Genomic DNA, 13,638 nt, shown 5'->3' on the forward strand with positions numbered 1-13,638 from the left:
CGGGTCAGCAGGCCCGGGCGTCAGCCCGCCATGGCACCGGCCAGCGTGGCTTCGATGACGGCAGGCGAGAGGACGTGCCGGGTCACCAGCTGGCTCGCCCCGAGGACCGCCGCCTGGGCGCCCGCACGGGAGACGCTGATGCGCAGGTGGGAGGTGGCCAGCGGCGGTGAGCGGCGGTACACCACCTCTCGGATGCCGGCCACGAGGTGCTCACCGGTTTCCCCCATGCTGCCGCCCACCACGATGACGGACGGGTTGAGCAGGTTCACCACGGTGGCCAGTACCTCGCCGATGTCCCGGCCTGCCTGGCGCAGCGCCTGGATGGCCTGCAGGTTTCCGTCGGCGGCGAGCCGGAGCACGTCCGCGCCCTTGGCAACATCCAGCCCCTGCCCCTGCAGGAAACGGGCGACGGCGGGCCCGGACGCCAGCGCTTCCAGGCACCCGTAGTTGCCGCAGGCACACAGGACATCCCCGCCCCGGGCTACCTGCACGTGCCCCAGGTCGCCGGCCGTGCCGTTGGCACCGCGTTGCAGTTCGCCGCTGCTGATGATGCCGGAGCCCACGCCCGTGGCCACCTTCACGAAGAAGAGGTTGCCGTGCCCGGGCCAATGCGCCGTCTGCTCCCCCAACGCCATGATGTTGACGTCGTTGTCCACCAGCACATGGACCGGGAGTGACCGCTGGACGTAGCTGACGACGTCGAACCCGTCCCAGCCCGGCATGATAGGCGGTTTCACCGGCTTGCCGGAGTCGTGCTCCACGGGCCCGGGCAGTCCGATGCCGATCCCTGCGAGTTCGCCGACGCTGCGTCCCACGGACGCCAGCAGCTCCTTGCCCTGCGCCACCACCTGGTCGAGGACCGCTTCCGGCCCCTCAGCCACCTGCTGCTCGAGCCGGTGCTCGGCCAGGATCTTTCCGCCGAGGTCCGTGACGGCAATGACCACGTGGGTGGCCCCCACATCCACGGCCAGCACCAGGCGGGCGGAGGGGTTGAAGGCAAAGCGCGACGGCGGCCTGCCGCCGCTGGAAAGCGCCTCGCCGGCAGGACCGACGAGGCCGGAGGACATGAGTGCATCGATCCGGGAAGCGACGGTGGAGCGGGCGAGGCCGGTGGTCAGTGCCAGCTCGGCACGCGTCCGGGCTTTGCCGTCACGCAGGAGCTGGAAGAGATCCCCCGCACGCGACAGGCTGCCGACGTCGGCGTCTTTCGCGGCCTGCTTACCCGTCGCTTGAGTCATGTCTAAGTCATAACACCCCTACTTCCTGCTGTCATTCCGACAGAACTGTGACACGCGACAAACAACTTTTGCTTGACGCGCGGTAAAAGTCGCCCTAGGTTGTGATGGACTGCACACATCCGCGGGAGGAATGCCGGGCATCAGCCGCAGTGATCCTGTACGGGAGACCACCCGCCAGCGCCTGACCCCGCTGCTCGAAGCAAACTAGTCCGCAAAGGAAACCGATGTCCTACTCACTGCAGCTGTACACGCTCCGCAACGCCATCTCCGAGGACCTTCCCGGCACCATCAGGAAAGTGGCCGAAATCGGATACACCCAGGTGGAGCCCTACAACTTCGTGGCCACGGCGAAGGAACTGGGTGCCGCCCTCAAGGAGAACGGCCTCACGGCTCCGTCCGGCCACGCTCCGCTGATGGCCCAGGACCAGGACGAGATCTTCACTGCGGCGAAGGAACTGGGCATCACCACCGTGATCGACCCGTACCTGCCGGCGGAACACTGGCAGAAGGCCGAAGACATCCAGGCCACGGCCGCAAAGCTCAACGCAGCGGCGAAGAAAGGCGCCGACTATGGCATCCGCGTGGGCTACCACAACCACGCCTGGGAACTGGAGTCCATCGTTGAGGGCCGCACCGCGCTGGAGTACTTTGAAAGCCTGCTGGACCCGGAACTGGTCCTGGAGGTGGATACCTACTGGGTGGCCGTCGGCGGCCAGGACCCGGTGGACATCCTCGCCAAGCTCGGTGACCGGGTGAAGTTCATCCACATCAAGGACGGCCCGTTGACCAGGGACAACAAGGCCCAGCAGCCGGCGGGCCAGGGCAAGGTACCGGTCCTGGACGTCATCGCCGCGGCAAAGTCCCTCGAAGTGGGCGTCGTGGAGTTCGACGATTACTCCGGTGACATCTTTGAGGGCATCGCCGAGAGCCTGGCCTTCCTCAACAACGCAGCCAACCACCGCTGAAGGAGCCACCGCGTGAGCACCCCCGCAGCACCCCCTACACGCAAAGGACCGGTGGGCGTCGGCGTCATCGGCGCCGGAGTCATCAGCAAGCAGTACCTGGACAACCTCACCGCCTTCCCGGACCTGAAAGTCCACGTCATCGCCGACCTCTTCGAGGAGGCCGCCGAGGCCCGCGCCAAGGAATACGGCATCGCCGAATGGGGCGGGGTGGACAAGGCCCTGAACCACCCCGACGTCGAAATCATCGTCAACCTCACCATCCCCGCCGCGCACGTGGAGGTGGCCACCGCCGCGGTCAACGCCGGCAAGCATGTCTGGACCGAGAAGCCCTTCAGCCTGGACAGGGAGTCCGGCCTGGGCCTGCTCAAGACCGCCGACTCCGCCGGCATCCGCCTGGGCTGCGCCCCGGACACCTTCCTCGGCGCCGGCATCCAGACGGCGCTGCGGCTGATCCAGCGCGGGGACATCGGCACGCCGCTGACGGCGATGACCACGTTCCAGACCCCCGGCCCGGAATCCTGGCACCCGAACCCGGCATTCCTCTTTCAGCACGGCGCCGGTCCGCTGTTCGACATGGGCCCGTACTACCTCACCACACTCGTCCAGGCGTTTGGGTCCATCCGCAAGGTGGCCGCCGTCGGCTCCAAGGCCAAGGAGGTCCGCGTCATCGGCTCCGGCCCCAAGGCCGGGGAGGAGTTCACCGTCGAGGTGCCCACCCACGTCTCCGCGATGGCCCAGTTCGAGTCCGGCGCCTCTTCGCACAGCGTCTTCTCCTTCGAATCCCCCCGGACCCGGATGGGCTTCGTGGAAATCACCGGCACCGAGGCCACCCTCTCGCTGCCGGACCCCAACTACTTCACCGGCGACATCAGGCTCTGGCGCGCCGGCGACGAGGACTGGACCACCATCACCGCCACCGGACCCGCCAACGGCCGCGGCATGGGCGTGCTGGACATGGCGCGCTCCCTCCGGGCCGGTGTCCCGCACCGCGCCACCGGAGACCTCGCCTACCACGTCCTGGACACCATGGTCTCCATCAGCGAATCCATCGACTCCGGCAGGTTCGTCGACGTCGAAAGCTCGGCACCGGCAGCCGCGGCCCTCCCCGAGGACTGGGCACCGGAAACCGTCACCATCTGATCCAGCAAAACCAGCCCAGCAAGCAGGAAGCACGCAGGAAGCCACTATGACCACCCCCGCACACCCGACCGAACCCCAGGCCACCCGCCCGCTGGGGGTGGCCGCCATCGGTTACGCCTTCATGGGCAAAGCCCACTCCAACGCGTGGCGGAACGTGGCCAGCTTCTTCGACGTCCCGGCCTTCGAGCAGAAAGTCCTCGTGGGCCGGGACGCCACCGCCGTGGCCGACGCTGCGGGAAAGTACGGCTGGGCCGAGTCGGCCACGGACTGGCGCACCGTCATCATCCGGGACGACATCGACATCGTGGACATTTGCGCCCCGGGCTGGATGCACGCCGAGATCGCCGTTGCCGCGCTGGAGGCAGGCAAGCACGTCCTGGTGGAAAAGCCGCTGGCCAACACGCTGGCAGAAGCCGAGCTCATGACCGCGGCGGCGGCCAAGGCCCGCGCTAGGGGGATCCAGTCGATGATCGGCTTCAACTACCGCCGCGTCCCCGCACTGGCCCTCGCGAAGGAACTGATCGCCGAAGGCCGCCTGGGCACCGTCCGGCACGTCCGCGCTGCCTACCTGCAGGACTGGCTCGCGGACGCCCAGGCCCCCATGACCTGGCGTCTGCGCAAGGAAACCGCCGGCTCCGGCGCGCTCGGCGACATCGCCAGCCACGCCATCGACCAGGTCCTGTTCCTCCTGGGCGACCAGGTCACCGAGGTCTCCGGCCGGCTGAACACCTTCGTGGACCGCCGCCCCGGCAAGGGCGGTATGGAAGAGGTAACGGTCGACGACGCCGCCTGGGCCACGCTGTCCCTCGCCTCCGGGGCGGTCGCCTCAGTGGAGGTTTCCCGGGCGGCCACCGGCAGGAAGAACTCCCTGCAGATCGAGGTCTACGGCGACAAGGGCACCATCCTCTTCGACCTGGAGAACCTGAACGAGCTCGGCTTCCTGGACGCCACAGCACCCGCCAGGGAGCAAGGTTTCCGGCGGATCCTCGTCAACGAACCCGAGCACCCCTACCTTGCGGCCTGGTGGCCCCAGGGGCACATCATCGGCTGGGAACACACCTTCACCCACCAGGTCCGCGACTTCCTCACGGCCATCAAGGGCGGAACCCAGCCCTCGCCGTCGTTCGAAGAAGGCCTGAAGGTCCAGTACATCCTCAACGCGGTGGAGGAATCAGCAGCGGCCAAAAGCGCCCTCGTCCGGCTGCCCTCCCCCACACCATCCACCGGAACCACCCCGCAAGGAGCCTGACATGCCCCGCCCGTTCACCCTGTTCACCGGCCAGTGGGCCGACCTGCCCTTCGAGGAAGTCGCCAAACTGGCCTCCGGCTGGGGCTACGACGGCCTGGAAATCGCCGTCTCCGGCGACCACCTGGACGCCTGGCGCTGGGACGAACCCGGCTACGTCGACTCCAAACTCGCCATCCTGGACAAGTACAACCTCAACGTCTGGGCCATCTCCAACCACCTCACCGGCCAGGCTGTCTGCGATGACCCCATCGACTTCCGCCACCAGGCCATCGTGCGCTCCAAGGTCTGGGGCGACGGCGACCCCGAAGGCGTCCGCCAACGGGCTGCCGAGGAAATGAAGCACACCGCCAGGCTCGCCAAAGCCCTCGGCGTGGACACCGTCGTCGGGTTCACCGGCTCCTCCATCTGGCAGTACGTCGCCATGTTCCCGCCCGTCCCGGAAAAGGTCATCGACGCTGGCTACCAGGACTTCGCCGACCGCTGGAACCCCATCCTGGACGTCTTCGACGAAAACGGCGTGAAGTTCGCCCATGAAGTCCACCCCTCCGAAATCGCCTACGACTACTGGACCACCGTCCGCACCCTCGAAGCGATCGGCCACCGCGAAGCGTTCGGGCTGAACTGGGACCCCTCCCACATGATGTGGCAGGGCATCGACCCCGTCTCCTTCATCTGGGACTTCAAGGACCGGATCTACCACGTGGACTGCAAGGACACCAAGGTCCGCCAAACCGGACGCAACACCGTCCTCGGCTCCCACCTGCCCTGGGGCGACCCCCGCCGCGGCTGGGACTTCGTCTCCGCAGGCCGCGGCGACGTCCCCTGGGAAGCATCCTTCCGCGCCCTGGCCGCCATCGGCTACACCGGCCCCATCAGCATCGAATGGGAAGACGCCGGCATGGACCGGCTCCACGGCGCCCCCGAAGCCCTCGCCAACCTCAAAAAATACGACTTCCCCGCCTCCCAAACCAGCTTCGACGCCGCCTTCAGCAGCAAGGACTGAACCTCCGGCAGGGGGCCCCTACCGGGGCGGGGTCAGACCGAGAGCGGGTCAGACCGACTCCTGCTTGAGGACGACGTCGTACGCCTCCACCCGCCGGTCCGTCACGGTGGTGGGGGATTCGAGGTGGACGGCGCCCGAGGGGAGGATGCCCGCCCCGCCGAACCGTTCCATGACCTGCCACTGGGCCACGACATCCTCGCCCGCATGGTCGGCGGGCAGGCTGGTCCAGAAACTGAACCCGCCGGCGTCGAGCAGCGCCTCGCGGCGGTACAGCACGCAGCCGCCCAGCCATGCCACGTGGTAGGGCACCCACTGGCCCGGCTGCAGGTCGAGTTCGGCGCTGAGGTGGCTGAGGTTGGCGGCATTGTGCAGCGGCCAATGCTCGAATTCGGCACTGCCCGGGCGGACCCGCTCCGGGGTCACGGGCCCCTCCCAGGCCGTGAAGGTTGCCGCCTGTTCCGGCCTGTGGTCGTCCAGGAAGGACAGGCCCTGCGGCGCCATTCCCACGAAACCGCACTCGAGCTTGGCCAGGGCCTGGCTTAGCCGTTCCAGGGCACCGGGCTCCAACCAGACGTCGTCGTCCAGGAAGAGGCATTGGTCCGCCGTGGACTGCTCCAGCAGGAACTGGCGCTGTTCTGCGAGCCCGCGCCGCGGCAGGTGGCGGTGCCGGGTGACGGGACGGCCTTGGGCTTCGAGCACCCTGACCATGGCGGCCGCGGCGGGGTGTTCCCAGGCCGGCTGGCCCGCTGACTGGTCACTGATGACGACGGCGAACGCGGGCTCCGCTTGCCCGGCCAGGCCGGCAAGGGTGACGGCAAGCTCTGCCGGCCGGTTGCAGGTGGGCACCAGCACGTCCACGGCCACGTTACCGGGCCGGTCCTGCCGCCGTGCCCACTGTTCCGAAGTTCTCCTGCTCACAGCCCACCCTCCTTGCATCGGGTCCGGCCCCGGGAAGGCGCAACGCACGGAAGGGGCGCCGGGGCCAGCGAATCGGTTTCGTCCTGTCCTGTACCCAACAGGGCTGGATATATGCCGGCAGCATGGCGGGTATCCGCGTGCGGCAAAAGGCCCCCGATCCTGCTGCCGGCGTGGCTGCGGGCGCGGGGGCCTTGGCGCGCTACCGGCGATTATCCGGCGTCGAAGCTTTCGTCTTCGTCGTTCGGCGATTCCTCCTTCGGAAGATCGTTCCCGCTGCCGTCGGGGATGCCTGCAGCCTCCTGGCCAGATTCGGAGGAGACCGGCGCCGACCCCTTGGAGTCATCGTTCGATTCGTCGATCTCCGCCGCGCTTGAGGGGACGTCCATGTCGTGGGGCACCTGCTCCTGGCCCGCCCCGGCCTGGGGTTCGTTCGTCTCGGCGCCGCCGGACTGGCCCTGGCCGCCCTGCGTTCCTGCTGCCTCCTGCTCGGCGGTGGGGGTGCCGTAGCCGCCCGGAGCCGTCTCGGGTTCAGCCTGCTGGTTTTCCTGCGTCATGCTTCCTCCTGTTGTGGGTTGCCGGTGTTGCTGGTCTGGTGTTCCTGCCTAGAGTCCCTTGCCGCCCGTGACGGGAAGGACCGCGCCGGAGATGTAGGAGCCGTCCTCGGAGGCGAGCAGCACGTAGGCCGCCGCGAGCTCCGCAGGCTGGCCGGCACGTTCCAGCGGCGTGTCCTGGCCGAACTTAGGCAGTTTGTCCGGCCACTCGGTGGCCGGGATCAACGGCGTCCAGATGGGGCCCGGGGCCACGGCGTTGACGCGGATCCCCTTGGGGCCGAGTTCCTGGGCCAGGGCCTTGGTGAAGGCCACCTGCGCCGCCTTGGTCATGGCGTAGTCGATGAGTCCGGGCGAGGGGTTGAAAGCCTGGATCGATGCCGTGGTGATGATGGACGCCCCGGCCTTGAGGTGCGGTACCGCGGCGCGTGCGGTCCAGAGCAGGGAGTAGAGGTTGGTCCGGAAGACCCGGTCGAATTCCTCTGTGGCAAGGGTTTCCAGGCTTTCGCGGTTCTTCTGGTAGGCCGCATTCAGGACCAGCACGTCGAGGCGGCCGAACTCGGAGACGGCCTGCTCCACGATGCTGGTGCTGAATTCCTCCTCGCGTCCGTCCCCCGGCAGCAGCAGCGCGCCCTGGCCAGCCTTCCTGATCCATTCGGCGGTGTCCTGGGCGTCGTCTTCCTCCTCCGGCAGGTAGGAGATGGCGACGTCGGCCCCTTCCCTCGCGAAGGCGATGGCCGCGGCCTTGCCAATGCCGGAGTCGCCGCCGGTGATCAGCGCTGCTTTGCCGTTGAGTTTGCCGTGGCCCTCATAGCTGAGTTCCCCGTGGTCCGGCTTGGGGTCCATCGGCGCGGTCAGGCCTGGCTGCTTCTGTTCCTGTTCCGGGAAAGGCCCCGAGTGGTAGCCGCCGCGCGGGTCCTTCGGCTGGTCTGTCTGCTTGTCCGTGTCGCTCATAGTCCGCCTGCCTGTGTCGGTTGAGAAGCGCCCGTGCTCCGGCCCTTCGAAGCTATCCCGGCCGAAGGACTAAGTCCACCGGCACGGGCAATAATCAGTAAACTTACCAAATGATGCCGGGCGCGCAACGGACGGCCTTGTTTCTGGGTACGGGGGGAGTAGAAAGAAGGGACACGGTCTGGCCGCTGAGGAAGGAGGGCGATGTCCGAGGTGGAGGACTACACGGGCAAGTCGGGACGCAATGAAACCCGCGAGGAGCAGCTGGACCGCAACTGGGCGGAGCTGCTGCAGGAACTGCGGGTGCTGCAGACGGGGGTGCAGATCCTGGCAGGGTTCCTGCTGACGCTGCCTTTCCAGCAGCGGTTCGAGGAACTGGACGATTTCCAGGTCAACCTGTACCTCATCAACGTGGTGGTCGCCGCCTTGACCACGGCCTTCATTCTTTTGCCGGTCAGCGTGCACCGCAGGCTGTTCCGGAAGCGGCTCAAGGAAACCCTGGTTTCCAGCGCCGATGCCATCACCAAGATCGCCCTTGCCGGGATCGCACTGCTCAGCACCGGAACGGCCGCGCTCGTGTTTGACGTGACCGCGGGCCGGTCGGCGGGGATGACCGCGGGCGGGGCACTTCTGGGCGTCCTGGTGGTCCTGCTGGTTTTTGTTCCCCTGCACCTGAACAAGCGGGCCAACAACAAGACCCACTCTTCACTGCCGGGCAAGGAGTAAATCATGCGCAAATGGGCCAAAGAGCACGGGCTGCTGCTGGCGAACCTGGGCCTGTTCCTGGCGTTCTTCGTCGGGATGATCCTCTCCGGAGCCGCATCCTACAGCGAGGACCAGCAGGCCCACGGGGAGCCGGCGGTCCCGGTTCTGCAGTTCCTCACCACGGGCGCCTTCGTGGAGGCCACATTCGAAAACTGGGAATCGGAGTTCCTGCAGATGGCCATGTACGTGGTCCTGACGGTGTTCCTGTTCCAAAAGGGCTCCTCGGAGTCCAAGCCCATGGGCAGGAAGGCACCGCAGGACGAGGATCCGCGCGAGGCCAAGCTCAGCAGCGCGTCACCGTGGCCGGCAAGGCGCGGCGGCGCAATCCTCAAGCTTTACGAGCACTCCCTGTCGATCCTGTTCTTCGTGCTGTTCCTGGCCTCGTTCCTCCTGCACGCCGCCGGCGGCGTGGACGAGTACAACCAGGACCAGCAGAGCCACGGCGAGCCCACCATCAGCTTCCTGCAATACCTCGGCACCAGCCGTTTCTGGTTCGAGTCCTTCCAGAACTGGCAAAGCGAATTCCTGGCCGTCGCCGTCCTGGTGGGCGCCTCGGTCTACCTCCGGGAAAAGGGGTCCCCGGAATCGAAACCCGTTGCAGAACCCCACTACGAGACCGGCGCCTGAGGCCCGGCCGACCAAGAGGAGAAACTGTATGCGAGCCCTTGTCCGAACCGTACTTTTGGCGCTGCTGCTCCTGACCGCCCCGGCCCTGCCCGCCGTCGCCGCGGGGGCAGCGCCGGCAGGAACCGCCGCCGGCCAGGCCGCCCCTGCCCACGCCGCCCTGGGAACCTCCCCCACGCCGTCCCCGGGCGACACCGCGTCCACCGGCCCCGCCAACCCGGGCACCGGCGAATCAGCGCAGAACGAATCGACGCGCGTGAACTACGCCCCTTGGGTCATCGGCGGAATCGCTGTGCTGGTGGTGATTGCGGTCCTGGTCTTCCGGCGGCGCCGTAACACCACAATCGTCGGCTAGTTGTACGGCTAGGCCCCTTCAAGTACCTGGCTGGTTGCCCAGGCCAGGTACTTGCCGGCGTTGGCGACGGCGTCTTCGGGGCTTGCGGCGACATCCAGCAGCTGCGCGGCGGCCACCACCCCATGCCCGGCCAGGTCCTCGAGGGTCACGAGGATCCGGCCGGCCACCACGATGACCGGGATGCCCAGCTCCCGGGCGGCGTCGGCGAGCGCGATGGGAGCCTTGCCGGTGAGCGACTGGGAATCCATGGAGCCTTCGCCGGTGATCACCAGGTCCGCGCCGGACAGCTGCCCGGCCAGGCCGGTCAGGCCCGCCACGAGTGCGAAGCCCCCTTCCAACGTGGCGCTGGTGAAGGCAAGGAACGACGCCGGGAAGCCACCGGCGGCGCCCGCGCCCGGGACGTTCACGTCCCGGCCCGTCACTTCCCGCAGGATGGACGCCCAGTTGCGCAGCCCGGCGTCGAGCAGCTCCTCCCCCTCCTGGTCCGCGCCCTTTTGCGGGGAGAAGACGTGGGCGGCACCGGAGGGCCCGTACAGCGGGTTGCGGACGTCGACGGCAATACGGAAGGTGGTTGCCGCCAGGCGCGGATCAAGTCCGCTGGTGTCCAGCGAAACGATCTCCGCAAGCGACCCCCCTCCGAGCGGCACCACGTTCCCGGCGGCGTCCAAGGGCTTCAGGCCGAGGGCGCGCAGCGCTCCGCTGCCGCCGTCCGTCATGGCCGAGCCGCCCAGTCCCAGCACGATCTCCGTGGCCCCGGCGTCCAGGGCGGCGGCAATCAGCTGCCCGCAGCCGTAGGAATGCGCGCGCAGGGCATTGGCCGGCGTCGGTTCCATGTCCGCCAGCCCCGAGGCCTGCGCGGTCTCGATCACCGCGGTGACCTTGCCGTCCCCGGCCTTGCGGATGGCCCAGGCCGCACCCGTGGGGGCGAGGATCGGTCCCACTACGGCGTTGAGCCGTTCCTCATAGCCTGCGGCGACCGCTGCCTCCAAGGTGCCCTCGCCGCCGTCGGCAATGGGGAACTGGGTGGTAACGGCATCCGGGTACACGCGCAGTGCGCCTTCCGCCATCGCGGCGGCGGCCTCGGCGGCCGTGAGGGAGCCCTTGAATTTGTCCGGAGCGATAAGAATGCGCATGCGTTCCATCATGCCAGCCCGGTACAGGAAAGCGCTTGCCGGATCCGTCATGCGGACGAGGGCCGATGGCCTTGGGGTCTGAGACTGTGGGCGCTCTAAACCTCGCGCCAGTCGTTGCTGGTGATATGGGACCCCGCCTGCGGTCCCATTTGCAGCATTCCACCGTCCACAACCCAGGCGGCACCCGTGACGTAGCTGGATGCCGGGGAAGCGAGGAAGGCGATGACGTCGGCAATTTCCCAGGCGTTGCCGGGCCGGCCCAGCGGCACACCCGGCCGCTCCGTCATCGTCGGGTCCTGGTCCTCCTGCCCGGTCATCGGGGTGGCAATTTCGCCGGGGGCGACGGTGTTGGCCGTGATGCCGTGGGCACCGAGCTCCAGGGCGAGGGTCTTCATCAGGCCGCCCAGGCCGTGCTTCGAGGCGTCGTAGGCGGATGAGCCAACCCGGGGCTGGAACTCGTGCACGCTGGACACCGCTATCAGCCTGCCGCCGTTGCCCGCCTTCACCATGCGCCGGGCTGCGGCCTGCAGGCAGACGAAGGCGCCGTTGAGGTTGGTGTCCAGGGTACGCATCCAGCCGTCGATATCCAGGTCCAGGAATCTGGTGCCTTCACCCGTGCCGGCGTTATTGACGAAGACGTCCACGCCGCCCAGTTCGCCCGCAAGCCCATCGATCACGCCTGCCGCCGCCGTGAGTTCGGTGGTGTCCAGCTGCCGGACCACGGCCTTGCGGCCCACGCCCCGGATTTCTTCGGCCGTGGCTTCCGCCCCGGCTTTGTCGGAGTGCCAGGTGACGCCCACGTCCATTCCGGCCCGGGCGAGTGCGACGGCGGTGGCTTTTCCGATTCCCGAGTCCGAACCGGTGACAATGGCGGTGGTGGGCGCGAAGTTGCTGGTTTCTGGCATGGTGCTGCCTTTCGGTTGGATCAAGCTGGGCGGCGGAGTTCCGGCTGGTAGGGCGCCTCATCGGGCAGGCCCGCTGCTTCCCGTGCGGCGGGCGCCTCCGGTACGGCGGCAACGGAAGGCGCGTCCGGAACTGCCATCATCGGCACGGCGAAAGTCACCACGGGACGCCCGGGGTCGTCCGCGGCCCGGATGGTGAGGCTCCTGGTGCCCGGAGGCACTGACGGGGTGAAGACCTGCAGGTTCCGGGAATCGACGACGGCGGATTCCTGCAGCGAATATTTGGTGCCGAAGTGGTCCTCCAGAATCAGCCGGGGCGCGGGTGCGCCTTCTGACGCCAGATGGACATTAACCACCAGTCCTGAGGCCCAGACCTCCACTGAGAGGATGGTGAATTCGCTGGCGGGGGTGACGTGCCGGCCGTAGGTGGGCGGCAGCAGCATCCGGCGAAGTGCGCCGGACGGGATGAGATTGCTCATGGGGTTTCCTGTAGGTCTTGCGCCAACGGTCGACTGAAGGGCGCCGGGGGTGGCCGGTGCCCGTGTCGAGTGTTGGGGCGGTGCGGCTCAGGCGTCTTCGCGGTTGGGGTTCTCCAGCCGGAAGAAGTTCGATTGCGTGCCGTCGCTGCGTTGTTCCTGGTAGATGAAATTCAGTTTCCGGGAGTCGAAGGTGTCAAACCGCTCCTCCCAGCTGAGATGGCGGAGCTTGTCGTCGTCGCGCCAAAGTCGATGCGCAGCCCTCCGAGGTGGTCGCCCTGCGTCATCCCCGTCTTTGCCCGTTTCGCCGGTGTTGTTTCCCTATGTCCCGCGCCACGGCACCGTCCTTTCCCTGCCACTTAGTAAGTCTACTTACCATGTAGCCTCCCGGTCAGGCCGCGTGTCAAGGGGCACAGCGGTACTGTGCGGGGAGCGTGCGGGGAAGTGTGTGGTTCTGCGGGGGGTACTAGGGCAGCGGACGGACCACTGCGTAGTAGCCGGGGACGCGGTCCTGCCCCGCAACGCCGGTCACCGGGTTGGTCCGGATGGCAACATCGCCGTCTTCAAGCAGTTCCCACGCCGACGCCGGGAACACCCGTTGGCGCTCTTCGGGACCAAACCGGCCGGGCATGGGCAGCCCGCGGATGGCCAGTTCCAGGGGCGCCGGAATACCGTGCGTGGTTGCACCGAGGTGGGAGACGTATTCCAGCGGATTTCCCTGGAAGTTGGTTTCTGCCATGAACACCGTGCCCCCGGACCCGGCGACGGCCTTGAGGTTTTCCACCAGTGCCGCCTGGTCGTCGTCGTCCAGCACGTGCAGCACGCCCCGGATGAAAACGTTGGCCCCGCCGTCGTCCACAAACCCTGCCGCCGCCAGCGCGGCACCCGCCCCGGGGGCCGTCAGGTCGCGGACGTCGAAGCTGACGTTGCCGATGCCCCGGGACTCGGACCGGGCCCGGGCCACGGCGTGTTCCGAAACGTCGACGCCGATGGCTTGGGGAAAGATCCCGGCGAGCGCCCGGGTGAAGCTGCCGTGGCCGCAGCCGGCATCAACGATGGAACGCCGGGGATCCAGGTAGCGCAGGAGGGTGTCCTTGTAGCCCAGGAACTCGGAGTCGCTGCCGGAGTCCCACAGCACCTCGCTGTCTTCGCCCGTCGCGGTTATGCCCGCCCAGTAGCGGTCCCAGGCCGTGTGCCGGTCCTTCGGGGCGTGCCGGGCGAGCCTGATGATCTTGGGGAGTATCAGGAACTTCTGCCAGGTGGGCACCGGGGGTTTTGCTGGGGTGGGCACCGCTCAAATATATGTTCCAGGGCCGGGCAGCCGTTGGATCAGCGCCATATTACGCCGCGCGCCCTTCCCGGACCCGATTC

General features: G+C 67.8%; 15 protein-coding genes. 7 read left to right on the forward strand and 8 right to left on the reverse strand.

The genetic code is table 11. The features are described 5' to 3' along the window. Nucleotides 1–20 precede the first annotated feature (20 nt). The gene (locus tag AC2JAJ_RS06675) at nt 21–1,238 is read right to left on the reverse strand and encodes an ROK family transcriptional regulator (protein ID WP_486416431.1); all 1,218 of its coding nucleotides are present in this window, start codon (nt 1,236–1,238) and stop codon (nt 21–23) included. A gap of 224 nt (nt 1,239–1,462) precedes the next feature. Here AC2JAJ_RS06675 and AC2JAJ_RS06680 point away from each other — a divergent pair, with 224 nt between their 5' ends. From AC2JAJ_RS06680 to AC2JAJ_RS06695, 4 genes are read left to right on the forward strand one after another with little or no spacing between them, the layout of a single operon-like run. After that, nucleotides 1,463–2,203, forward strand: coding sequence for a sugar phosphate isomerase/epimerase family protein (locus AC2JAJ_RS06680; protein ID WP_486416430.1), 741 nt, complete (start codon nt 1,463–1,465; stop codon nt 2,201–2,203). A 12-nt stretch (nt 2,204–2,215) separates the two neighbouring features. Then, nucleotides 2,216–3,343, forward strand: a complete 1,128-nt coding sequence (locus AC2JAJ_RS06685) for a Gfo/Idh/MocA family protein (RefSeq protein WP_486416429.1) — start codon at nt 2,216–2,218, stop codon at nt 3,341–3,343. Nucleotides 3,344–3,389: 46 nt separating this feature from the next. Then, nucleotides 3,390–4,592 carry a Gfo/Idh/MocA family protein gene (locus tag AC2JAJ_RS06690; protein ID WP_486416428.1) on the forward strand — a complete coding sequence of 401 codons (1,203 nt, stop codon included), beginning with the start codon at nt 3,390–3,392 and terminating at the stop codon, nt 4,590–4,592. A 1-nt stretch (nt 4,593) separates the two neighbouring features. Then, nucleotides 4,594–5,595: a sugar phosphate isomerase/epimerase family protein gene (locus tag AC2JAJ_RS06695; RefSeq protein ID WP_486416427.1), complete on the forward strand. Its 1,002-nt coding sequence runs from the start codon at nt 4,594–4,596 to the stop codon at nt 5,593–5,595. Nucleotides 5,596–5,643: 48 nt separating this feature from the next. Here AC2JAJ_RS06695 and AC2JAJ_RS06700 read toward each other — a convergent pair whose 3' ends face one another. From AC2JAJ_RS06700 to AC2JAJ_RS06710, 3 genes are all read right to left on the reverse strand, one after another. Continuing rightward, nucleotides 5,644–6,513 (reverse strand): glycosyltransferase family 2 protein, encoded by an 870-nt coding sequence (locus AC2JAJ_RS06700; RefSeq protein WP_486416426.1) that lies wholly within the window; start codon nt 6,511–6,513, stop codon nt 5,644–5,646. 209 nt (nt 6,514–6,722) lie between these two features. Continuing rightward, complete coding sequence (locus AC2JAJ_RS06705) at nt 6,723–7,067, reverse strand: hypothetical protein (RefSeq protein WP_486416425.1); 345 nt, start codon at nt 7,065–7,067, stop codon at nt 6,723–6,725. Nucleotides 7,068–7,115: 48 nt separating this feature from the next. Continuing rightward, a complete protein-coding gene (locus AC2JAJ_RS06710) occupies nt 7,116–8,015 on the reverse strand; it encodes an SDR family oxidoreductase (protein ID WP_486416424.1) in 900 nt (299 codons plus the stop codon). Nucleotides 8,016–8,216: 201 nt separating this feature from the next. Here AC2JAJ_RS06710 and AC2JAJ_RS06715 point away from each other — a divergent pair, with 201 nt between their 5' ends. From AC2JAJ_RS06715 to AC2JAJ_RS06725, 3 genes are read left to right on the forward strand one after another with little or no spacing between them, the layout of a single operon-like run. Then, nucleotides 8,217–8,738: a DUF6328 family protein gene (locus AC2JAJ_RS06715; RefSeq protein ID WP_473694542.1), complete on the forward strand. Its 522-nt coding sequence runs from the start codon at nt 8,217–8,219 to the stop codon at nt 8,736–8,738. 3 nt (nt 8,739–8,741) lie between these two features. Beyond that, nucleotides 8,742–9,404 (forward strand): DUF6766 family protein, encoded by a 663-nt coding sequence (locus tag AC2JAJ_RS06720; RefSeq protein WP_501053423.1) that lies wholly within the window; start codon nt 8,742–8,744, stop codon nt 9,402–9,404. A 28-nt stretch (nt 9,405–9,432) separates the two neighbouring features. Continuing rightward, complete coding sequence (locus tag AC2JAJ_RS06725; RefSeq protein WP_486416422.1) at nt 9,433–9,756, forward strand: LuxR family transcriptional regulator; 324 nt, start codon at nt 9,433–9,435, stop codon at nt 9,754–9,756. Nucleotides 9,757–9,764: 8 nt separating this feature from the next. On the opposite strand, the gene AC2JAJ_RS06730 is transcribed toward AC2JAJ_RS06725, so the two are convergent. The 4 genes from AC2JAJ_RS06730 to AC2JAJ_RS06745 form a co-directional block, all read right to left on the reverse strand. Next, on the reverse strand, nt 9,765–10,889 hold the full coding sequence (locus AC2JAJ_RS06730; RefSeq protein ID WP_473694536.1) for a glycerate kinase: 1,125 nt from the start codon (nt 10,887–10,889) through the stop codon (nt 9,765–9,767). Between the two features lie 95 nt (nt 10,890–10,984). After that, nucleotides 10,985–11,794, reverse strand: coding sequence for an SDR family oxidoreductase (locus tag AC2JAJ_RS06735; protein ID WP_486416421.1), 810 nt, complete (start codon nt 11,792–11,794; stop codon nt 10,985–10,987). Between the two features lie 20 nt (nt 11,795–11,814). After that, complete coding sequence (locus AC2JAJ_RS06740; RefSeq protein WP_221384602.1) at nt 11,815–12,270, reverse strand: hypothetical protein; 456 nt, start codon at nt 12,268–12,270, stop codon at nt 11,815–11,817. 463 nt (nt 12,271–12,733) lie between these two features. Next, nucleotides 12,734–13,558, reverse strand: coding sequence for a class I SAM-dependent methyltransferase (locus AC2JAJ_RS06745; protein WP_486416420.1), 825 nt, complete (start codon nt 13,556–13,558; stop codon nt 12,734–12,736). Nucleotides 13,559–13,638 lie beyond the last annotated feature (80 nt).

The sequence above is a fragment of the Arthrobacter sp. MOO21 genome (assembly GCF_057369995.2).